Below are 22,173 nucleotides of genomic sequence, written 5' to 3' on the forward strand. Positions count from 1 at the left end.
ATGCCACCGGTGAGCTCCTGGAACAACCGTGAATGCCGGCTGTCACGGACCCGTGACGCTATCGCGGTGACGTCGACGTAGATGATAGCTCTGCCATTGATTCACGCGCGGCAGGCTCGCCTCTCGACCGTGATAGAAAGTAAGGGCTCTCCGCTCAGACCTCCTGTGCTGGGCAGTGTTGCGGAGCGGTTTCAATCCGGCAGCAGCGGGGGCGCGTTCCGTCCCTGGAGGACGACTTCGCGGTGCACGGTGCTCGGCGGGTGATGAGACGGGGGGCGTGCCCGAGCGCGCCGCGCTGGCCATGTGCGTCGAACGGAGCGCGCCTACCGCGATGGATTGCGCGGCGCGCTCCGTCCTTCGTCATCAGCCTATCAGCTCACGGCAGGCTGCTGTTGCGGGGGCACGTGGTGCCGGTGGCACCGCAATCGAGAGGATTTCCCGGGTCACACGCGATGAAGCCGGAGGCCGTCAGGGTGTTCTCGAAGGTCTGCGGGTTCGCGATGATCCAGTTCAGGAAGTTCGTCTCGGCTGTAGCCCGAGATCCATTGCCCTCGTTGAGGTACAGGAAGCGAGCGAGCGGGTACTTGTTGCTCGGGTCCGTGATAAGTTTGCGGATGTTGGCCGTGGTCGGCGCCTTGCTGTCGATGGTGAACGCCTGGTTGGCGAAGGGGTTCGACGGGCGCAACCCGTCGCCGCCCGCGTAGGCGAGCGCGTCGATGTCCGCGCCCGCGAGCTTGCCGATGCAATCGGTGGCCGAATCGGTCTGCAGGCAGGGCGCCGCCGCGGTCGGAGCGCCCGAGTACGTCACAATCGATGACGTGTTCGGCGTCCCCAGGGTTCCTGCGGAGTCGGTCGAGAGCCGCGGCCCGGCGATGAGGTCCTCGACGATGATCTTCACGCCGGCGCAGAACGTGGTGCAGCCGGTGAGGCTCTTGAACGTGTCGGTCGTGCCCGAGATGTCGTCGCGGCGGTACAGCTTGATCGCGTTCGAGGGGTTCGACGAGCCCGTGGTGAGCTCGCCCCACGTGTCGAAATTGGCGCAGGTGGCGGGGCTCCCGGAGCCGTCGCCGCAGAACGCGCCCTTGATGTTCGCCGAGGTCGCGCTGGTGGCGGCCTGGGTGTCGTCCGCCAGAATGTAGATAGCGTCGAGCGCGATGCGATTGCTCTTCTGACCACTGTCACAAGAGCCCTGCAAGTCCCTGGACATCGGGGCGATCGTCTGAGCCTTCGTGTTGCAGGGGGCGGCGCCGGTGCCCTCCAGGCACTGCTCGCCCTTGCCCGACCCGGTGCCGAGGTAGTCGAGGGACGCGCTGAGCCCCGCCTGGTTGATCGCGGCCGTGATCGCGTTGAACAGCGTGTCCGACCCGTAGAACTCCGTGCCGTTGATCAGCGCCTCCTGCGACTCGCCCAGGACCTCTGCCTCGTCCGTGCCGCTCACGGCGCACGCCGCAAGACCGAGGACCGAGAGCGCCGAAAGAACCAACTTACCCGTCGTATTCATGCTCATCTCCATCGTTCAGAGTGACGGTGCGCGTGTGCACCTGGATCATCCCGGTGCACGGCGCATCTATCAAGCCAACAATCCAGCGAAGACCGCCTGGCCGCCGAAGCGCTCGCCGGCAGGCGGTCAAGTCTCTATCTCTCCGGATGCGTGCTTCTCAGTGGGTGGTCACCGTGCGGATCTTGCCGAGGCGGCTCCCCCCCGCCTCGGTGAACCAGAGGTCGAGGAAGCCGCACCCCTGGAGCGACGGGACCAGCGTGAGCCCGAGCGGACGAGAGCCCGCGATCGGGAGAGCGTACTCGGTCATGACGCCGCTCGTCGTGATGCGTACGATCTTGTCCACGGACTGCTCCGTGAACCAGAGATTGCCGTCCACCCCGGGCGTGATGGCCGAGACGCCGAGGCCCAGCGCGGGGAGCGCGAACTCCGTCACGGTCCCGCTGGTGTCGATATTCGCGATCTCGCCCGCCGTGGTGAACCAGATTTTGAGGTCGGGACCGAGCGTCATCGCGTTGGGGCGCGCGGCCGAGGGCGGCAGCGGGTACTCGGTCACGGTCCCGGACGCGCTGATCCGCGCGATCTTGTTCCCGCGCGACTCCGCGACCCAGACATTTCCGTCGATTCCCGCCGCGATCCCGCGCGGTTGGCTGCCGGCGGTCGGCAGCGCGAACTCGGTGATCACCCCGTCCGGCGTGATGCGTCCGACCTTGTTGCCGAGGACCTCGGTGAACCACAGATTCCCATCAAATCCCAGCGTGATCGCGGAGGGGCTCGAGCTGTTCGTCGGGATCGCAACCTCGGTCACGACGCCGTGCTTCGTGATCGCCCCGATCTGGTTTCTCCCTGCGTCGGTGAACCAGATCCGGCCATCCGGACCGACGGTGATGCCGACCGGGCTCGCGCCGGTCGCGAGCGGGTACTCGGTCACAGCGCCGCTGGACTTTGCGGCCCCGATCTTGCTGCCGGAGAGCACGGTGAACCACACGCGGCCGTCAGGGCCAAAGGTGATGTTCCCCGGCGAGGCGTTCGAAGGAATGGCGTACTCGGTGATGTCACCCGCGTACGCCGCCGGGCAATACCCGGCGCTCGCGGGCTCCGCCTGCGCCACGAGGGCGGCGCCGACCATCATCGACAAGGCAACAATCGACTTCTTCTTCATTTTATTCTCTATCAGGGTTTGAGGTTGAGAGCGTCTTGCGAGATCTGCTGTCATGAACACGTGGATACCGCGGCTGCGCCGCGCGCAGGGGTGCTCGCCGAGAGCGTCGCTATGCGCGCTCTCGCTCGCTGCCTCTACGCGCTCACGCTCGTCAGCGGCCCGTTACGATCCCGCTCCGCACCCCGTTCTGAATTGCGCTGGCGAGCTGCGTGCACACACGGTGCTTCCCCCATTCCCTCCCCGGAACCGGATTCCGTCCTGTGTCGATTCGCACCTGTTTGCTCGTGAAACGAGCCACGTAGTCACGGAGGAAATTACGTTCCGCGCATACGTGGAATGTCAGCGCCAGGCGCGCGATGAGTACGCAACGCCGAGATCGTTCGCCGGCCGGACACGCCAAACAGGTTGGTTGAACGGCCATGGCTGCATGGAGCCGAGGGCCGGACCCATTCGGATCACCCCACGATCACGAACCGCCGCCGCGGTGCTGCCGTCCGACGGAGGGCGGACGAGCCGCACTCCTGCCTCTGCTGGTCACCCCGCGTCAGAATGCAACGGCGACGCGCTCGCGCATTTGCGCGATTCGGGCGCGTCAATGCAATCGAGACCCCAACGTCATAGCTCGCTATGCGGGGAGATGGCCAGCCACCCCCCGGCGGCTTCGTGTGGGCCGGACTATAGTAGGCGCGGTGACGAAATGCGCGAAGTTTGTGTTACGTATTACCGAACTGTGTCCTGTGATGGCGTGCTCCTGTTGTCCCCGATCGATGAGTTGATCCATTCGAGAACGATTCGGCTGTCAGCCGTGCGACGGTCCTGTGCCGGAACGGTAGAGCGCCAGCGCCGGATACCGCTGATGGAGAACGATTGGGCTGTCAGCCGTGCGACGGTCCTGTGCCGGAACGGTAGGACGCCAGCGTCCGATACCGCTGCTCCCGCGAGATCAGGCGTCGTGCGTTCAGGCAGCTGCGCGCGAGGTCGGGGAGGCTGGGATCGCGGCGCCGGCTGCCCGATCCCTCGCCGCGCGGCAGGCGGCCGCCAGCAGCAAGTCTCTCCTCGCGATCCGAATGTCGTGTACTCTCGCCGACATGGCTCCCGTCGTCGTCATCACCGGTGCATCCAGCGGAATCGGTCGATCGCTCGCGTTCTCCTGGGCGAAGCGCGGCGCGCGCGTGGTGCTGAGCGCGCGCGGGCGGGATGCGCTCGAGGGCGTCGCCTCGGAGGTGCGCGCGGCGGGCGGCGAGGCCCTCGCGGTGGCCGGCGACGTGACCGTCGAGGAGGATCGCAAGGCGCTCTGCGAGCGGGCGCTCGGCGCGTACGGCCGGCTGGACGTGCTGGTGAACAACGCCGGGCGCGGCTACTACACGCCGTCGATCGAGATCGAGCCCGCCGAGCTGGAGGCGCTCTACCGGCTGAACGTCGTCGCCCCCGTGCACCTCGCGCGGCTCGCGATCGAGCCCCTCGCGGCCACGAAGGGCACCATCGTCATGGTCTCCTCGATCGCGGGGCTCGTCGCCGCGCCGCGCATGGGCCCGTACGCCTCGTCGAAGTTCGCCCTGGAGGCGCTCGCGATGTCGCTCCGCGCGGAGCTCTCGTCGCGCGGCGTGCGCGTGCTGGTGGTGCGGCCGGGCCCGGTCGCGACCCCGTTCCACGCGAACGCCGTCGTGACCGACGACAACGTCGGCTACCGCCCGCCGGGCCACAAGAAGCAGAGCCCGGACGAGGTCGCCGAGATGATCGTGCGCGCCGTCGACGCGGGCCGCGACGTCCTGGAGACGAGCCTGTTCGTGAAGACCGCGAGCCTCGCCGCCCGCGTGGCGCCCGGCCCCATGCGCTGGCTCTCGAGGCGGATGGCGCACCGCTCGGGGTTCTGAGCGGCGCCCGCCCCTTGTGCGCCGGGAACGTCGAGCGGATCGAGCACCCAGAAGGCCGAAGGAAGGCGGGGGCGGGGAGAGGGCGCTCCTAGCGAGCGCAGAAATGGGGGCGCTCGGAGCGAGGGCAGAAGGGCGAGCGCTCAGAGCGAGCGCAGGAAGGCGACCACCGCGTCGCGATCTCCTGCCGGGAGCGCCATGAAGCGCTGCTTCGCGGCGTCCGCCTCGCCGCCGTGCCACAGGATCGCCTCGACGACGTTCCGCGCGCGGCCGTCGTGCAGCAGCTGGGTGTGGCCGTTCACGGCCTCGAGCAGCCCGATGCCCCACAGCGGCGGCGTCCGCCACTCGCGCGGCCCCGCGAGGTGCTCGCTCGTCGACGTGTCCGCGAGCTCTTCTCCCATGTCGTGCAGGAGCAGATCGCTGAACGGCTGGATGAGCTGATCCCGCAGCTCGACGAGCGGGTGGCGGCCCCCCGTCTTCATCGAGGGCACATGGCAGCTCGCGCACCCTGCCTGGCTGAACAGCGCCTCACCGCGCTGGACGGTTGGGTCCGCCGTGTCGCGGCGCGGCGGCACGCCCAGCATGCGCATGTAGGTCGCCAACCTGTCGAGATCGTCGTCGGAGAGCTCGGGATCTCCGCGCGTGCCGCCCTGGCAACCCGTCTGCGCCTCGCCGCACTCCTCGACCGGGAACAGGCTCGTCGTCACGCCCATGTCCGCCACCAGCGCGTCGGCGACCTGATGCGGTACGCTCACCTTGCTCGCCTTCCAGCCGAAGCGCCCTATTCGCAGCGCCCCCGAGACTGGGTCCGGGATCAGGTTCGGACGGCCCGAGATACCGTCCTGGTTGCAATCCATCCCATCTGCGCGCTCGAGCAGCGCGTCCTCCGCGATCGCCTCGAGAAGGCCCATGCCCACGAGCGGGCGGGCAACGCGGACCGAGTAGCTCGCGATCGGCCCTGCGGAGAGCCCGTTGAAGCGGAACGTGGGCTTTCGCAGGACGTACGGCGTGCCATCGGGGAACTGCCCGGGTTCCTCGGCGTAGGCCACGGTGGCCGTGCCCTCGCTGGCGCCGCCGCCCTGCGCCTTGTCCTGGAGCTGCCGGCCGTAGCTTGGATCTGCGGTGGGCCGGCCGTCCGCGTTCGCTCCTGCGCCGAACACCTTCACGACAGCGGTCTCCATCGCCTCGCCGGGCTCGGGCGGGGCGCCGCGACCGTTGTTGATGTGGCAGCTCACGCACGCCGCCTGGTTCGAGAGCGGCCCCGCCTTGCCGGCTTGCTCGTCGAAGACGGGGTTACCGCCCTCGCTGTGCTCGCCGGTGGCAAAGTCCGTATGGAACAGGCGGCGCCCCTCGAGGAAGGGCTGGATCGAGCTCTCCTGGATGTTGAGCGCCATCTGTTCGTAATAGAGATGAGGCTCCTCGTAGATGTACGGTATCGTCCCGTCGCCGCCCGACAGGGCCACTTCGTTCGCCTCGTTGAACGGCGTCAGCTCGCCGCTGCCGACGCGGTAGCGGAACGTGTCGCTGTAATAGCTCGTCCTCCCCTCGACGGTGCCCGCGTCAAGGAACACCCCGAACTCGAACTCGAGCAGGTCTCCCTCGCGGATCTCCCTGCTCTCCCGGGCGTTGCGATCCACGACGAACTCCCAGTGGGTGCTCGTGATGCGCTCCATGCCGTTGTTCGAGTCGAACACGTTGCCCTCGCCCGAGTACCAACAGCGAAAATTGATGGTCTGGTTGTTGGATGCGTTGGCCTTGGGGAGCCAGGTGAACTTGATGGTGCTGCCGCCCGCCGGGATCGTGTCCTCGACGATGAACTTGTAGCTCCGGTTCTCGAAATAGCGCGGCTGGTAGGGGCTGAACTCTTCCTCTTTCTCGTGGCGTCCGCGCACGCGCCCCGCGGCCTCGAGCGTGATCGTCCCATCGGCAGCCATCGTGGTGATCGGCCTGCCCTCCGTTGCCGCGGGGAACAGCGGCGAGATGGCGCCGTCCACGCCGGAGCACTCGCCGGGATCGACCTGGCCGCCGTCGCAGGCCGGCGCGGGCGGCGCTCCCGTAGAGAAATAAGCGTAGATCGCCTCGATGTCGGCCGTCGCGATCTGCTGCTCGCCGAAGGCCGGCATGCGCGTCTTCCCCGTGCGCACCTGCGCCGTGAACTCCTCCAGGGTGCCGTCGAAGGCAAACAGATCGGGGAACCCGCCGGCCGGCTTGCCGTGCGCGCTATGGCACCCGCCGCAGTTCAGCGCGAACGCCTGCGGCAGCGCTGGCCCGTCGCTCGTCTCCACGCAGGGCGGTTCGCCCGGCGGGCCGCCCCCGTCGCCCGGCGAGGGCGACTCCGGCGAGGGCGACTCCGGCGCGGGAGACGCGGGCGACAGGTCGCTCGAGCACCCGAGCTCTGCTGCGCAGGTCGCGAGCAGCCCGAGCACGACATGGAGACCCCCGGACACCAACCGACGTGAGCGGCTTTCGAACATCGCTTTTCGACCTCCGGTGTGAGCCCATCTATCGAGACCGTGACCCGCAGAGCTACCGCAGGATCTCCTCGAGAAGCGCGTTCGGCACGCCGCGGCGATCCTCGCCGAACGACGCGACGCCGAGGTTGTAGTACTGGTTCATGAGGGTGAACCACAGATCGCGGAGCTGGCGATCCTGGCCGAGGGGGCCATACGCGACGTGCGCGTCGTTCAGGAAGACGCCGTCGCCGCCAAGGAGGACGATGGGCAGATCATACGCGTCGTGGTCGTGCGTACGCATCTCGCTCATGTAGACCATCACGGAGTGATCGAGCACCGTCCCGTCCCCCTCGGGGATCGCGTCGAGCCGCTGCGCGAGCTGCGCCGTCTTCTGGCCGAGCCAGCAGTTGATCGCCGCGAAATCGAGATTGCTCTCCTCGACGACCGCGTAGCGGCCGCCCTCGTCCGTTGCGCCCAGGTTGCCGGGGCCGTGCTGGCAGGCGTGATAATGGAGGCTGCTGCCCTCCCTGTACTCGAGGCCCACCTTCGCGCGGACGTCGGCCGGGATGCACCGGTACTCGAACTCCGAGCGCGCGTCGTCGAGCATGTGGGTTATCACGCGCGTCACGTCGCATTGAATCGCCATGACGATGAGATCGATCATGACGTTCGCGTGATCGTCGTGTTTGTACTCGCCGGCCTCCGTGCTGTCGTTCTCGTTGAGCCCCTCCTGCTGGCCCGGCGGCTCGGGGACGACTCCGGGCTCGCCGATCGGGCTGCAGCCCAGGCTCGACGGGGTCATCGTCGACTGGATGCGGGTCACGTTCTTCTCTGTCTCTCGCAGGGCGTCCAGGTACTGCTGGACGACCTTGCGATCGTCCGAGCCGACCTTGCGCATGAGCGAGTTCGCGTCCGCGAGCACGGCGTCGATCACGCTCTTCTCGGTCGCCGCGCGGCGCTCCGCCTCGATCCTGGCCTGCTCGTCGGTCTGTCCTGGCACCGAAGGCGCGCTCGCGGCACCCGCGTTGATGAGCGCGTCGAACACCGCCTTCGGGTTGACCGAGCGCTTCAGGGGCTCGCGCGGGCTCTTCCAGGAGACGGCCTGATTGTAGGCGTAGCTGCGCCCGTCGAAGAAGCCGGGCTTCACCCCGAGCCCCGTCTGCAGCGACGGGATGCGGGTCGCCTGCTCCGGGCCTGCCTTCTGCACGATGAGCTGGTCGACCGAGACGCCGTTGCCCACCCACTCGCCGAGGTCCTGCCCGGCGGCCCTCCCCAGCTCATCGGCGTCCACGCAGGTCGACAGCGCGGCCATGCAGCGCGAGTGGGACGGCTCGAGGAACGCGTTCTGCCCTTGCTCCACGTGTGGTTGCCGAGGCGGCTTATCATGAGCATCTTCGATTTCACCGGCGCGAAGTGCTCGAGCACCCTCGGCAGCTTGAAATCGGCGCCCTTCAGCGTCTTCCCGAACGCGGGCGCCGTCTCCCACCAGTGGTGGGGCGCCCCGTTCGGGAACGTGCAGAGCAAGAAGCGCTTCGGCGTGCCGGGCTCCCCGGCGCGCGCCCCGCGCGGGGCGAGGCTCTCGAGAAACGGCAGCGCCAGGCAGACGCCCGCGCCGCGCAACAGGTTCCTGCGTGTCATTCCGCGTTTCATGTGCGCATCGCTCCTTCGTGCCTGGTTCCGTGAGGAAACAACGCCTGCGGCTTCACTTCGCCCCGACCTTCGCCGCGCGGAGGCGGAACGCGTCGCTGGTCACCACCTGCTTCACCAGATCCGCGATCGTCCCCTTCTCCCAGCGCGCGGCGATCTCCTTGAGCGTGTCCCTGTCGCCGCCGCTCGGGCGCCGGCGCAACGCATAGGTGAAGAGCTGCTCGGAGGGGCAGATCCCCAGCTGGGGGTCCTTCTGGAGCTCCGGGATGAGGCCCGAGATGTCCTGGAACTCCGCGCTCCCGTACTTGCCTGTCGCGTCGACAGCGTCGCCGTTCGGGTACTCGGTCCGGTAGGCGCCGATCGGATCGAAGTTCTCGAGGCTCAGCCCGATGGGATCGAGGAGATCGTGACAGCCCGCGCAGTCGGGCGACTCGCGGTGCTTCTCGAGCTTCTTGCGGACGTTGTCGACGGGGCCCGAGTCGCCTCCCGCGGCCTCGAGCTCCGGGATATCCACGCCGGCGGGAGGGGCCAGGTCGGCGCAGTAGAGCTGCGCCAGGATCGTCTTCGCGCGGGACGTGGGGGAGGTCCGTTCGGCGCGGGAAGACAGCGTGAGGAACGCGGGGAGCGTCAGGAACCCGCCGCGCCCGGCCTCGGGGTCGTTCGCGTAGAGCGGCGCGAGCAGCGGGCTCTCCGGGTGGGGCGCCGTCAGGAACTCGGACCACGGCCGCTCGCCGGTCGTGAAGCCGGTGAAATAGGCGTTGGCCTGCTCGATCATCGCGCCCTTCACCTCGTCGTTCCAGCCCGGGAACAGCGTCGTGTCGACGGTGTGGCTCGGGAGCGTGCGTGTCCCGAGCCACTGCCCGAAGAAGTTCTGGAAGAACGCGGCGCTCTTCGGGTCGGACAGCATGCGGTCCACCTGCTGCCGGAGCTCGTCCTCGGTGGCCAGCTCGTCGCTCTCTGCGGCGTCGAAGAGCTCCTCGTCCGGGAGCGAGCTCCAGAGGAGGTACGAGAGGCGCGACGCGATCTCGTGGCCGCCGAGGGCGCCCGGCGATCGCTTCGAGTCGGGGCCGACCTCGATCCGCAGGAAGAAATTGGGCGACGTCAGCAGGGTCCGGACGACGTGCTGCACCGCCTCGACGGGGGACATCTCGAGGGTGGTGCGCGCGTCGGCGTACTGCGCCGCGTACCGGTCGACCTCCGCCGCCTCGAGCGGGCGCCGGAAGGCGCGCAGCCCGAAGCGCTCGATGATCTCGCGCGCGCACCCGTCATCCGCGCCCTCCGCCGGGTCGCATACGAGGATCCGGGCGCGCTGCGCCTCGTTCGAGAACGCCTCGGCCGCCAGCTTCTTGGCGGCGTCGTAGTACCCCTGGACGAGGACCTGCGAGAGGCTCGAGAGCGCGCTGGCGTTCGCGTCGAAGCCCTTCGCGCCGGAGGCCGGGAATCCGTCCGCCGGCCGCAGGCGCGTGCCCAGGAGGTGGGCGACCGTGTTGTTGTACTCCGATGCTGTCATGTGGTGCAAAGGCATCCCGCCCGGCGCGGCGGCGTCGTCTCCCGGTTCCAGCCCCGGTCCCGGAGCGTCGTCGGCTCCGAGGATGCCAGTGCACGAGATGCTCAAGAGACATCCCCCGGCGACGAGCCAGGGACTTGCGAACACTCGGTCAAGTCGGCACATCATGGTCGGCTCCCGCGTGTGGAATCAGCACTCTCCCCCTCGTTGCCGGGGCGCGCGCCTTTCGTGATCGAATCGACCGCACGCCCGCGCTAGGATCAGCCCGTGTCGTGCGCGCGGAAGACTACGATGATGGCGCTGCTCCTCGGCTTATCCGGATGTGGGGCAGATGTGGAGATTGCGGTGGGTCGTATGACTCCGGCGTCGACTGTGGGCGGCGGCGGGGAAGGTGGTAGTGGCAGCGGGGAAGGGGGGCGTGGTGGTGGGGCGCCGAGCGGCGGTGAGGCGGGCAGCGGCGGCGAGGCGGGCAGCGGCGGCGAAGGGGGCAGCGGCGCGGCCCCCTGCGATGCGCTGCCGTCGCTGGCTCATCGGTACTCGTTCGACGGGGTGGGGGAGGTCGTCGCCGATACGGTCGGCGGCGCCGACGGCGAGATCTTCGGCGGCGCGAGCCTCGACGGCGGAGGGGTGCTCACCCTCGACGGAGAGGACGACTACGTCGATCTGCCCGCGGGTCTCCTCACGGGGTTGAGCGACGTGACCGTCATGGTCTGGGTTGCCCGCAACGGCGGAGGGGCGTACCTGCGCGTCGTCGACTTCGGCATCGGCAGCACGGGTGAGGATCCCGTCGAGGGCGACGCGAGCGTTGGGCGGTCCTACCTGGTCATCACCCCCTCGACGGGCTTCGATCCGCCGGGTATCGCCGCGCTCGCGAGCGACAGCGGCGCCGCGGGTCAGGTGCAGGTCACCACCGAGCCCACGCTCGATGACGCCGAGATCCATCAGCTCGCCGCGGTCTTCGACGGCGCGGCGGGGACCCTGGCGCTTTACCTCGACGGTGCGCTCCTCGGCAGCACGCCGGTCGGCTTTCCGCTCTCGGCCATCCAGGACGCGAACAACTGGCTCGGGCGGTCCCACTTCGATCAGGATCCGTATTTCGGAGGGCGTTACGACGAGCTGCGCCTCTACCGCGGGGCGCTGGCCGGCTGCGCGATCGAGGCCGCGTGGCGCGCGGGCCCGGAGCTGCCCTGAGGCTCAGAAGGCCAGCGCGAGACCGAGGCGCGCGCTGAGGCCTGCGGCCGGGGGGCGGTAAACGATGCCGTCGAGGTTCTCGACGACGAAGCGGGGCCGCCTCAGCGGGACGACGGCGTGCAGCGCGCCCTCGACGCTCACGGGAGCGGCGATGCGCCATTCGAGCAGCGCGCCGAGCCCGGCTGCGAAGATCGGCGTCGTGAGGGTGAATGGCTCATCGACGTCCCGCCCCCTGGAGCGGAGCCAGTGCTGGCGGCCGAGCGCGCAGACGTAGACGCGGACGGGGCCCTCGAGCGGGAGCGCGCACGCGTCGACCTCGAGGAACCAGAGCCGGAACTCGGCGCCTGCAGCCTGCCCCGCGATGTGGCTCGAGCTCGACGGCACCACGCCGGCCGCGCCGTCCGCGCGGAACCAGCCGCTGCGGATCCCGCCGCCTGCGGCGAGCCCGACGCCGATCGTCGGGACGAGCGCCTGCTCGAGCTGCGCGCTCACCCAGAGCGCTCCCTCCACGTCGCGCTCGTTCGCAGCGGACGGCCGCGCCGCCGCGGGAGGTGGGCGGCGCGGCGCGGGAGACGGCGGGCGCGGCGCGCTGGCGGCGGGGGCGGCGATCGCCTGGGGTGGCGCGGGCTGCGCGGCAGCGCTCCGCGCGACAGCGTCGGGATCGATCGACATCGCGACGATCAGCGCCGCTGCCCGCGACATGGATGCGCAGTCGTCGCCATGGATCACCCGCTCGCCCGGCGCCGGCGCGCGGATGCGCAGGTCGAGCCGGAGGCGCTCGTCGCGCTCGCGAGCGATCGCGATCTCGACCTCGATCGGCTGGCGCTGCTCCGACGTCCCCAGCAGCCGGGCGATCTCGCTCCGGACCTCGTCGACCGGCGGGCACCCCTCGGGCGCTTCCCAGCGGAGATCGATGGTGCGCGGCTCGGCGTGCGCCGCGAGCGCGCGCGCGGGCAGGAGCCCTGCCGCGACGATCAGCGCCGGCAGGATCGACGGCGCCTGCGCCCACCTTGAGACGTGCACCCGCGCACTCTACTCCTCCTGTCCGCACGCGGCGCGCACGCGCGTCGCGAGCGGCGAGCCCGGGCTCTTCGCGAGCAGCCTCGCCGCGATCGCCCTGCCGGACGACGCGCGGCCGGAGCGGCAGAGCGCGATCGCGCGCGACGCCTCGCGCTCGGTCGAGAGCACGCCCCTCGGGTACCGGCTGGCGTGCTCGTCGAGCTTCGAGAGCGCCTGCGCGAACTGGCCCGCCTGCAGCGCCTGCTGCGCGTCGCGGAGCAGCGCGATCTCCGCGTCGAGCCCCTCGGAGCCCTGCCTCGCGGCGGCCGCCGTCCGCGGCGTGCGCGGCGCGATCGCGCGCGCTGCAGCGACCGCGGGCGCGGCGCTGGCCTCGGCGGGGGCGCTGGCCTTGTCGGGGCCGTCGGCCTTGGCGGCGGCGCTCGCCTCGGTGGGCGCAGGCGTCTCGTCGCCCTGGGCGCTGGAGGGCGCGGCGGCGCGCTCCGCTCGGGGCGCCTCGGCCGCGCCCGTCGCTGCTTCCAGCGCGCGTTGCGTATCGGGCGCCTCGCCCGGTGTCGACAAGGTTGGGAAGTAGAGCGCGGCCCCCGTCGCGAGGCCCACGACGAGCGCCGCCAGCCCGATCTTCATCGGGGCGCCGAGCAGCGTGATGGCCGCGCCTTTGGCGACCGCGGTGCTCGCGCCCGCGGCCATGCTCGCGGCGGCGGGACCGACGGCGTGCGCAGCCGCGCCGGCGCTCGCCGAGCCGGCGGCTCCGGCGCCCGCGGCGCTCTCGGCGCTCGCGGCGACGGCCGTGGCCGTGGCCGCCGTCCCTGCGAGGCCGAGCCTCGCCCACACGGCCGCGCGCATCCGACGTCTGTCGTCGTCGGTCGGCTCGTCCTCGTCACGAAGGGCGTTCAGGAGCGCTCGCTCCCCGGCCCGCAGCTCATCCATTGCGGCCTCCTCGGATCCTGGCGTGGTGGCGGTGCACCGCGTCGGAAAACGCCTGTCGAGCGGCCCTCAGCCGCGCATAGACGGTGTTGACGTTCACCCCGATGCCCCGCGCGATCTCCGCCGCCGGCATCTCTTCCAGCTCGGCGAGGAGGAGCACCACGCGCTTCTCCTCGTCGAGCGACGAGAGCAGCTCGTGCGCGACGCGCGCGGCCTCCGCCCTCGTCATGGCCTCGTAGGGGCTGAGGCTGCTCGGCCCCGCGAGCAGCTCGGGATCCACGGTCTCTCCTGTCCCGCGGTGGGCGGGGCTCTTGCGGCGCAGCGATCTCCGGTGCGTCTGCACGACGTTCACGACGATGCCGAAGACCCACGTCTTCAGCGACGAGCGGCCCAGGAACTCCGGGAGCCGCCGGTGCACGACGACGAACACCTCCTGGCACACGTCCTCGTGCGCCGAGGCGTCCACGCCGAGCCGGCGCACGGTCCGCCAGACGAAGGGGAACATCTCCTCGTAGACGTCGGCGAAGTCGAGCGGCGCGGCCTGCACGCCGGCCGCCGGGACGGCGGGCACCGCGCCGGCCGGCGGAGGCGTCGACGGAGCGACCGCCGCGCGGGCCGTCACGAGCTGCGCTCCTCCTCGTGGGGCAGCGAGACGCAGAGCTCGCCGAGCGTGATGAGCTCACCGCGCGCGCCGAGCAGGTCCACGTGGGGGATCGCGTCGGTCCGCCCGGAGAACCAGGCGTACCGGAAGACGTCGGGGTCCGATTCGAGGAGAGGCACCGCTTCTCGCATATACGCCGCCTGCGCTTCGAGCGACCGAACGCCGCTCGTCTCTTGGATATTTCCAGTGTTGCCGCTCCCGGTCGCGGCTGAGGGGAGCGTTTCCTCGACGCAAGCCACGGAGAAGAGGATCCCGAGCAGGGGGCTGATACCGCAGAGGAGGGCTTGGCGAGCTCGGCGCATGGGTCGAGGGGCTGGTGACCGGTGCCGCCGCGTTCCGTGAAGGAAAGTGGAGGGACGGGGGGCGACGTGCATCGGGCGGTCGTCGATGGGCTGGCGCTCCACGGCTCGCGGGCGGATCATCCGCTGCGGCGCACCGCGGCCGACAGCGCGCACCTCCGGGCGCTTGACGGCCGCGAGGAGTGCGCCGAGGAAGATCGGATGACACCCCCTCGCTGGCTTGCCGCGCTCGCGGCGCTCACCGTTCCGCTGGCGGTCTCGGCGACGGCCTTGACCCAGGGCGACGCTCCCCTCCCTCCGCCTCCTCCTCCGGAGCCGCTCCCGTCTGCCTCCGCGCAGCCAGCACCGCCGCCGTCTCCTGCGCCGACCCCGGTGCAGCCAGCGCCCGCGCCCGCGCCCGCGCCTGCGCCGACCCCGGTGCAGCCAGCGCCAGCGCCGACTCCGGTGCAACCCGCGCCAGCGCCGACTCCGGTGCAACCCGCGCCAGCGCCGACCCCGGTGCAACCCGCGCCAGCGCCGACACCCGTGCCGCCCGCGCCAGCGCCGACACCCGTGCCGCCCGCGCCAGCGCCGACACCCGTGCCGCCCGCGCCAGCGCCAACGCCTGCTCCCACGCCGTTGCCGCCGCCATCTCCCACGCCGGTGCAGCCTGCGCCGCGGCCTGCGCCCGCGCCGCGGTCCACACCCGCGCCTGCGCCGCCGTCCGCGCCGCGGCCTGCACCCCCGCTCGCGCCGCCGCCTGCGCCGCGGTCCGCGCCGGCGGCGGACACGCCCGCTCCGGAGCCGCCCCCGCCGGTTCCGCCCGCTCCCGAGGAGAAGCCGACGGAGCCCGAGGACGGCGAGAAGGACGGGATGCGCTTTCGTTTCGGTACGTCGCTCAGCGGCGGGATCATCGAGTCACCCACGGGCGCGGGGGCCGTCTTCGCGCTCTCTGGCCGGCTCGGTGTCCAGGTCAACCACTATTTCGCGATATACTACCAGAACACACCGATGGTGACGCTCACCCCCGAGAGCACCGAGAACAGCGCTGGATTCGAGGCGGGGTTCATCGACTACAACTCGGTGCTCGCGGGCTTCACGCTGTTCCACTTCCTCGATCTCGGCGCGGGACCCTCCATGGATTACGTGGCCGTCGCGACCTGCGGCGCGGAGGTCCCGGAGGGCGGCATCCCGCTCCCGAGCGCCGGCTGCGAGAGCACGGCCTCCTGGTACTTCGGCGCTCACGCGCGGGGCGCCCTGATCCTCGGAGGCCTTGCCGGGAGCGGCGCGCGGCGGAGCGGCTTCGCGATCAGCGCGGATCTCCACCCGGTGTTCCTGCCAGACGGGCCGACGTTCACCTTCACGCTGGGCCTCGGCAGCGAGTGGTACTGAGACGACGGCGCGCCGGAGCGCGGTGCGCCGCGTCGCCGGGCGAGCCGCTCCGCTCGCCCGGCGCTCCGGGCAGAGGCGGGCAGCGGTTTGCCCGGCCGCTGGCTGAGTACTGAGTACCCTTCGAGTGGAACCTTCGTTCTCCAGGTCACGAGAGTTCCTTGCAAATACGCCGGGTCCAAGGGCGCTCTGCCTCACGCCTGCGCGGCGGCCGGCGCCAGCGTCTCTGTGGCGCGCCGTCCGCTGTGATCCACGACACCCCGACCCTGCGGCCGCGGTTCGCGAGGGTTGCTGTGCGGCGACCGGATGGACTACAATCCCGTTGTCGGAGCGATTGTTGGCCGGACGCCGCACCGGAGAGCTGGACGCCGCGATCGTCCTGCGCCAGCGGCAAGCGCCGGCAGGAGAGCGCCAGCGGTAGGCGGCAAGCAGAGCGCCAGCGGTAGGCAGTAAGTAGAGCGCCAGCGGTAGCCGGTGAGCAGAGCGCCAGCGGTAGCCGGTGAGCAGAGCGCCAGCGGTAGCCGGTGAGCAGAGCGCCAGCGGTAGGCGGTAAGTAGATCGAGCGCGAAGCGCGACTCTTCGATCTCGGTGGCGGGGAGCGGCGGCGCACCCGGGGATTCTGCTGTTTGTGCATGACAAGGTGAAATTACCGAGCATCACGATGCACCATCGCTCACCATGTAGGCTGACGAAGCATGATGTATCGCGCGAATCCGGGGCGCCATCTGCTGCTTTCTCCGAGGTGCCGTCTCTTGCTCCCGCTGTGCGGGGGGCATGGCGCCCCTGGGGCTCGAGATCGAGCCCTGACACCGAGAGGCGTGAGGAGCGTGTCAAGCGCTCGCCCCCGTGGTTTGCGCGTGCGGCGGTGCCGGTGCGGTCGTGCTGGCCGGCTGCGGGCGGGGGAGCGGCCGTCGGGTGTCGTCACCCTCTCCGACGTCCCCATTTCGCCAAGCTCGGTGGGGACGCGGGGGCGCCTCCCAGGGGGCGCTTGACAAAGAGGGTTAACCATCGGCTACGCTGCCTACCATGATGACCGGGAGGACATGAGCCGGGTGGAAACCAGCTGCAGGCGCTCCATGGGGGCACGGCGGTCAGCGGTCGAGCGGGCCGTGGGGCACCTCGCGTGTCGAGCGCGAATCGCAATCCGCTGGGCGTCATCGTGGATGCCACGAAATAACCGCGCGGCTCCTCCGGTCCGGCACGGGGGATTTCGCTCACTCCTCAGGACTCTCGCCGAGCGCGCCTGGCCCGACAGGACCGGAGTTCCGGCTCGCCCGGGGCTCCGATCGAAGCGCGCGCCGATGGTCCTGCTCGGGGCGGCGCTGCTCATCGGGTGCTGCCTTCTGCTGCTCAGCCCGCCGACCACGGCTGGGCCCGTGGCCACGCTCTATGTGTATGCGGTGACACCGCTTCGCGCTCGCGCCCTCGAGCAGAAGATCGAGGAGTCGATGCCCGGCGTCGATGTCACCGTGTTCGGAAAGTTGAGCGATTTCAAAGCAGCGCTCGAGTCGACGCCGCCCGACGCCGCCCTCTCGCCGAAGCCGGTCCTGGCTTCGCTCAATCGGACCGCCGACATCCAGGGCATGAAGGCCGGGAGCGACGCGGAGCAGTACCTCCTGGTCTCGACGAGGGCTCTCACCAAGGAGATGCTCTCGGGTCTCAGATATGGGATCGTCGATCTGGTCGAACGAAAATCGCTCCCTAAGTTCGTAGCGGGGCTGCTGGGTGTGAGCGCTGCGCCCGAGGTCCAGCGCGTCACGAAGATCGAAGACCTCCTGCAGCTGCTCCAGTTCCAGACGGCCGACGCGGTCCTTCTCCCGGAGCGATTTCGTTCTGACTTCGAGTCGAGAAGCAAGATGACGTTCACGATCCTCAGCCTCTCGACGGCGAAGGTCGGGCTGGTGGCGGTCACGTTCCTGAGCGAGCGCCAAACGGTGGAGAGCGCGATCCGGAGGCTTCCGAAACACGTGCTCGCCGATCTGGGGGTTGACGAATGGAAGTAAGGTCGACGCGTCCCCTCTCTCGGCGCTCGCTGCTGCGGGCCTCCGCCCTCGCGGGGCTCGTGCTGTCCCTGAGCTGTTCGTCGGGTCCGGCCACGCACGTGGCCAGCGACCCGGCGCCGTCGCTCAAGGCGCCACCTCCGGACGCGAAGCCGGTCATCTCCGTCATCGCCCCCTCGGATCCGCAGCTCGACGACATGCTGAGATCGCTCCGCGTCGAGCTGTCCGGGGAACACCATGTCATCACCTCGCTGCTGCGCAGCGAGGAGTCGAGCCCTGACCTCGTGGCGCGGATCGTGGCCCGCGATCGTCCGAAGGCGGTGGTGCTTGTCAACAACTCGACCGTGCTCCTGTATCGCGAGTGGGCGCGCACCGTCCCGACCCCGCCGGTCGCGCTGATCTTGATGGCGTCCTTCGCCGAGGAGCTCCAGCGCACCGTCCCCAACTCGGTCGCCATCTCCTACGAGGTGCCGGCGGTCACGGCCATGGTGGGCCTGCGCACGCTGGGCCTCGACGCACATCGGGTCGGCGTCGTGTACCGCCAGGGCTTCGCGGATCACATCGCGCGACAGGAAGCGCTCATGCACGTCGAGAAGCTGGCCTTCGTCAAGGAAGAGCTCTCGAACAAGCCACGCGTGCAGGACCTCCGCGCCGCGCTCGTGAACCTCCAGCGGGCGAAGGTCGACGCGATCTGGCTGCCGAACGACAATGGCCTGCTGAGCCCGAGGTTCTTGACGAACGTCTGGCTGCCCTATGTGGACCGGCTCGGCGCTCCGGTGGTCGTGGCCGTGCGTTCGCTCGTGAACGAGCACGCGGAGTTCGGGACGTTCGCGGCCATCCCCGACACCCAGGCGCTCGCGGTGCAAGCGGCGGATCTCCTCTACGAGCTCGCGGACGCGGACTGGAAGCTCCGGTCGTCGGGCGTCCGCCTTCCCATCTCGGTGAAACGCCTGGTCGACGTGAGGCTCGCACGGCGCTTCGGCCTGAATTCCAGCCAGTTCGGCCAAGTTGACTTTCTCATCGGTAGGTGAGCGCGTATCGGGGGGAATGGAGGCGCCGTGCGATTACCTTTCCAACCGGGCACATGGTCACGATGCGAGGGGCTAGCTCGAACCATCGAGCTCCCCGGCTCGCCTGCCATCTGCTCGTCGCATGGGGAGCGTCGCACGCGTAGCTGCCATTCCTGGAGCGCGCCGTCATGATCCGGGTGCTCGTGATCGATGACGACGACATCGCTCGCGAGGCGATGCGCGCCGTCCTGGTCAGGGCCGGCTTCGACGTGGTTGAGCTGGCCACGCCCATCGGCGCGACGGCGGTCATCAAGCGAGACAAGATCTCCGTGGTCGCGCTCGACATCAACATGCCGACCATCAACGGCGACAAGCTGGCGAAGCTGCTCCGCGACAACGCGCAGCTCTCGAACCTGGGTATCGTCCTCGTCTCCAGCTGTGATATCGACAAGCTGAGCGCGATCGGCGAGAAGGTCGGCGCCGACGGCATCGTCTCGAAAGCGAAGCTGCACGTCGCGCTGGCTCCGGCGGTCGAGCGCGCGGTGGCCTCGCGCGCCGGGAAGACCAGCCCGCCGCCGCCTTCGTCAGCGGGGTCTTCTGCGGCGTCGTCCTCCTCTAACCCGCCGCCCTCGATAAGGCGCCCAAAGTAGAGTGCATGGCAACCCCGAACACCCACGGCTCGCTCCGCATCAAGCTGCTGCGCCTGATCCTGGGCGCGCTGCTGCTGCTCGGAGGCACCACGCTGCTCGCGAGCGGCGCGCTCATCTATTCGACGGATCGTGCGGTCCAGGCCAAGCGTGAGCAGGAGCTCCTGAGCGGTCTCGAAGAGAAGGCGCGCCTGCTCGGCTTCAATCAGGCGCTGGCGCTGCGCAGCCTGGTGGCGGACAACCTCTTCGGGGATGTCAAGGCGCTCATTCACCAGACCGTCTCCGAGAACAACGACATCGCCTACGGGTTGTTCTTCGACGCGGAGAACCGGGTCTGGGCCGCGAGCGGCCTGGCCAGGGTGCCCACCTCGAACGACGCGCCCAGCCCGGCGGCGCCTAACTTCACCGCGGCGGACCTGGAGTCCCTCGGGATCAGCACCGCGCACCAGACCCGGCTCGTGCTGCGGCGGCGGCAGAACCCCCTGGGCGGGGATGACGTCCTCGAGGTCGCGGCCCCGGTCATCTCGGAGGGGACCCACGCCGGGACCGTGATCTACGGCATCAGCACGAGGAGCGTCGTCGAGCGCATGGTCCAGGCCCGGGACCTCGCCGCGAACCGGCTCGTGACCACGCTCGGCCTGATCGTGGCGCTGATCCTCGGCAGCGGGGCGGCCAGCTATTTCCTCGTCAAGCGGGTCGCTGTCCACATCACCGAGCCGCTGCTCGCGCTGCGCACGGCGGCGGGGGCCATCGCCACCGGGCTCCGCTCGAGCGCGCCGTCGACCGAATCGCCCATCGTGGATCGGAAGAAGTGGGAGCGCGTGCAGATCACGAGCGGCGACGAGCTCGAGCTGCTCGGAGCGGCCTTCAACAGCATGGTCGAGGCGAACGAGCAGGCGTTCGAGGAGCTGCGCGTGAAGACCGAGCAGGCGCTCGAGGCGTCCCGGATGAAGAGCGAGTTCCTCGCCAACATGAGCCACGAGATCCGGACGCCGATGAACGGGATCCTCGGGGTCATCCGGCTCATGCAGAACCAGTCGCTCGACGGCAAGATGCGGCGTTACGTGGAGACCGTCGACGCCTCCGCCAACACGTTGATGTCGATCATCAACGACGTGCTCGACTTCTCGAAGCTCGAGGCCGGCAAGTACGTGGCGCAGCACGTCTCCTACGATCTGCGCCTCGTCATCCAGGAGGTCGCGGAGCTGATGGCGAGCCAGGCGCACGAGAAGGGCCTCGAGCTCGTGTACCGCGTCGAGCGCCGCGTCCCCACCGGCATCGTGGGCGACCCCGACCGGTTCCGCCAGGTGCTCACCAACCTGGTCGGCAACGCGATCAAGTTCACCGAGCGCGGGGAGGTGCTGATCGACGCCTCGACCTCTCAGCAGGACAAGGCCACGGCGCTCATCAAGCTCGCCGTGGTGGACACCGGCCCCGGCATCGCGCCCGACGACCAGAAGAAGCTCTTCGCGGCCTTCTCGCAGGTGGACGGCTCGCTGGTCCGCAAGCACGGCGGCACGGGCCTCGGGCTCGCGATCAGCAAGCGCCTCGTCGAGGTCATGGGCGGCGAGGTCGGCCTCGACAGCACGCCGGGGCAGGGCAGCCGCTTCTGGTTCACGATCAGGGTCGGCGTCACGGCCGGAGGCGAGCAGATCCGCTCCGCCGAGTGGGCGAGCGGGCGCCGCGCGCTCGTGGTGGAGAACAGCAGGAGCTGGCGCGACGTCGTTGTGGAGCACCTGGTGGCCTGGGGCTTCGACGCCGAGTCCGCGACCTCCGGCAGGGACGCCATCAATCGGCTCGAGCTCGCGGTGCTGGAGAGGCGGCCGTTCAGCGCCGCCGTCGTCGGTGTCCAGATGGACGATCTCGGCCTCGAGGAGTTCCTCAAGACCATCCAGTCGGTCCCGGCGCTGCAGACGCTGCCCGTGGTGGCGCTCTACCACATGGGATCGAGCGTGACGTTGAGCGGGATGGACTCCAGCATGGTCACGCAGCTCCCCAAGCCGCTCCGCGTCTCCGAGCTGTACAACACGCTGCAGAGCGCGCTCACGGGCGCCTCGACCCCGCCGCCGAGCAAGCCCGGCGCGGAGCCGGGCAAGATCGCGAGCAAGCTCCCCGTGCTGGTCGTCGATGACAACGAGATCAACCGCTACGTGGCGATGGAGCAGGTGGAGCAGCTGGGGCTGCGCGTGGAGACCGCGTGCAACGGCCAGGAGGCTCTCGAGTGCGTCAAGCGGAAGCAGTATGTCGCCGTGCTCATGGATTGCCAGATGCCCGTGATGGACGGGTACACCGCGACCCAGGAGATCCGCGCCTGGGAGCGCTCGAGGAATCGCCACACGGTGATCATCGCGCTGACGGCGCACGCGCTCGTCGGCGAGCGGGACCGGGTGCTCGCCGCGGGGATGGACGACTATCTGGCCAAGCCGGTGCGCCCTCAATCTCTGCAGAAGACCTTGTGGCGCCACGTGGTCCTGAGCCGAGAGGAGCCCGGGTCGTCTCCGTCTCTCTCCGCCGCCGCGACGGAGGCGGAGAGCGCGCCCGTGCTCGACCCGGAGGTCCCGCGCTCGCGGAAGCTGATCGAGCTGGTTCTCAAGAACGTCCCGGCGCAGCTCGATGGCCTGGAGGGGGTCATCCGGAGCGCCGTGGCTGCAGAGATCAAGGCGAACGCTCACAAGCTGAAGGGCAGCATGCTCTCGATCGGCGCGGGACGCGTCGCGGAGCTGGCGGAGAAGATGCAGCTCGCCGCCGGTCAAGGCGAGGTGCCGCAGGCCCGCGACCTCGCGCGGATACGTGACGAGTTCGACGCCGTGAGCGTTGCCCTGAAGGAGGAGCTCGCCGCGACCGCCAAGGCGACGTGACGATCGCGCCGAATCGACGATGGACGAAGGTCTGGAGCTCACTGAACCCGCATGATG

Annotated in this window: 16 protein-coding genes; 7 read left to right on the forward strand and 9 right to left on the reverse strand. The window is 69.8% G+C overall.

Annotated elements, in window-relative coordinates:
• Positions 1–376: 376 nt before the first annotated feature.
• On the reverse strand, positions 377–1,501 hold the full coding sequence (locus tag POL72_RS34285; RefSeq protein ID WP_272100999.1) for a type 2 periplasmic-binding domain-containing protein: 1,125 nt from the start codon (positions 1,499–1,501) through the stop codon (positions 377–379).
• A 157-nt stretch (positions 1,502–1,658) separates the two neighbouring features.
• Positions 1,659–2,660, reverse strand: a complete 1,002-nt coding sequence (locus POL72_RS34290) for a Vgb family protein (RefSeq protein WP_272101000.1) — start codon at positions 2,658–2,660, stop codon at positions 1,659–1,661.
• A 1,088-nt stretch (positions 2,661–3,748) separates the two neighbouring features.
• On the opposite strand from POL72_RS34290, the gene POL72_RS34295 reads away from it, so the two are divergent.
• Positions 3,749–4,534, forward strand: a complete 786-nt coding sequence (locus POL72_RS34295) for an SDR family NAD(P)-dependent oxidoreductase (RefSeq protein ID WP_272101001.1) — start codon at positions 3,749–3,751, stop codon at positions 4,532–4,534.
• 140 nt (positions 4,535–4,674) lie between these two features.
• Here POL72_RS34295 and POL72_RS34300 read toward each other — a convergent pair whose 3' ends face one another.
• The 3 genes from POL72_RS34300 to POL72_RS34310 all read right to left on the reverse strand — a co-directional run bounded on the left by POL72_RS34300 (position 4,675) and on the right by POL72_RS34310 (position 10,141).
• Positions 4,675–6,978 (reverse strand): di-heme oxidoredictase family protein, encoded by a 2,304-nt coding sequence (locus POL72_RS34300; RefSeq protein ID WP_272101002.1) that lies wholly within the window; start codon positions 6,976–6,978, stop codon positions 4,675–4,677.
• A gap of 79 nt (positions 6,979–7,057) precedes the next feature.
• Complete coding sequence (locus POL72_RS34305) at positions 7,058–8,344, reverse strand: DUF1552 domain-containing protein (RefSeq protein ID WP_272101003.1); 1,287 nt, start codon at positions 8,342–8,344, stop codon at positions 7,058–7,060.
• A 342-nt stretch (positions 8,345–8,686) separates the two neighbouring features.
• Positions 8,687–10,141: a DUF1592 domain-containing protein gene (locus tag POL72_RS34310; RefSeq protein ID WP_272101004.1), complete on the reverse strand. Its 1,455-nt coding sequence runs from the start codon at positions 10,139–10,141 to the stop codon at positions 8,687–8,689.
• Positions 10,142–10,492: 351 nt separating this feature from the next.
• Here POL72_RS34310 and POL72_RS34315 point away from each other — a divergent pair, with 351 nt between their 5' ends.
• Entirely contained in the window at positions 10,493–11,329 is an 837-nt protein-coding gene (locus POL72_RS34315; protein WP_272101796.1) for a LamG domain-containing protein, read from the forward strand.
• A gap of 3 nt (positions 11,330–11,332) precedes the next feature.
• Here POL72_RS34315 and POL72_RS34320 read toward each other — a convergent pair whose 3' ends face one another.
• From POL72_RS34320 to POL72_RS51940, 4 genes are read right to left on the reverse strand one after another with little or no spacing between them, the layout of a single operon-like run.
• Positions 11,333–12,352 carry a hypothetical protein gene (locus POL72_RS34320; RefSeq protein WP_272101005.1) on the reverse strand — a complete coding sequence of 340 codons (1,020 nt, stop codon included), beginning with the start codon at positions 12,350–12,352 and terminating at the stop codon, positions 11,333–11,335.
• 9 nt (positions 12,353–12,361) lie between these two features.
• A complete protein-coding gene (locus POL72_RS34325) occupies positions 12,362–13,276 on the reverse strand; it encodes a hypothetical protein (protein ID WP_272101006.1) in 915 nt (304 codons plus the stop codon).
• On the reverse strand, positions 13,269–13,895 hold the full coding sequence (locus POL72_RS34330) for an RNA polymerase sigma factor (protein ID WP_272101007.1): 627 nt from the start codon (positions 13,893–13,895) through the stop codon (positions 13,269–13,271). Before POL72_RS34330 ends, POL72_RS34325 begins: the two co-directional genes overlap by 8 nt.
• Positions 13,892–14,053, reverse strand: a complete 162-nt coding sequence (locus POL72_RS51940; protein WP_373372276.1) for a hypothetical protein — start codon at positions 14,051–14,053, stop codon at positions 13,892–13,894. Before POL72_RS51940 ends, POL72_RS34330 begins: the two co-directional genes overlap by 4 nt.
• A gap of 1,032 nt (positions 14,054–15,085) precedes the next feature.
• On the opposite strand from POL72_RS51940, the gene POL72_RS34340 reads away from it, so the two are divergent.
• The 5 genes from POL72_RS34340 (at position 15,086) to POL72_RS34360 (ending at position 22,116) form a co-directional block, all read left to right on the forward strand.
• Positions 15,086–15,604 (forward strand): hypothetical protein, encoded by a 519-nt coding sequence (locus POL72_RS34340; protein WP_272101009.1) that lies wholly within the window; start codon positions 15,086–15,088, stop codon positions 15,602–15,604.
• Between the two features lie 1,373 nt (positions 15,605–16,977).
• Entirely contained in the window at positions 16,978–17,604 is a 627-nt protein-coding gene (locus POL72_RS34345; RefSeq protein WP_272101010.1) for a hypothetical protein, read from the forward strand.
• Positions 17,595–18,632, forward strand: a complete 1,038-nt coding sequence (locus POL72_RS34350) for a type 1 periplasmic-binding domain-containing protein (RefSeq protein ID WP_272101011.1) — start codon at positions 17,595–17,597, stop codon at positions 18,630–18,632. Before POL72_RS34345 ends, POL72_RS34350 begins: the two co-directional genes overlap by 10 nt.
• Positions 18,633–18,799: 167 nt before the next feature.
• A complete protein-coding gene (locus tag POL72_RS34355; RefSeq protein ID WP_272101012.1) occupies positions 18,800–19,261 on the forward strand; it encodes a response regulator in 462 nt (153 codons plus the stop codon).
• A gap of 5 nt (positions 19,262–19,266) precedes the next feature.
• On the forward strand, positions 19,267–22,116 hold the full coding sequence (locus tag POL72_RS34360; protein ID WP_272101013.1) for a response regulator: 2,850 nt from the start codon (positions 19,267–19,269) through the stop codon (positions 22,114–22,116).
• Positions 22,117–22,173 lie beyond the last annotated feature (57 nt).

This window comes from Sorangium aterium (genome assembly GCF_028368935.1).
GTDB classification, from domain to species: Bacteria; Myxococcota_A; Polyangia; order Polyangiales; family Polyangiaceae; genus Sorangium; species Sorangium atrum.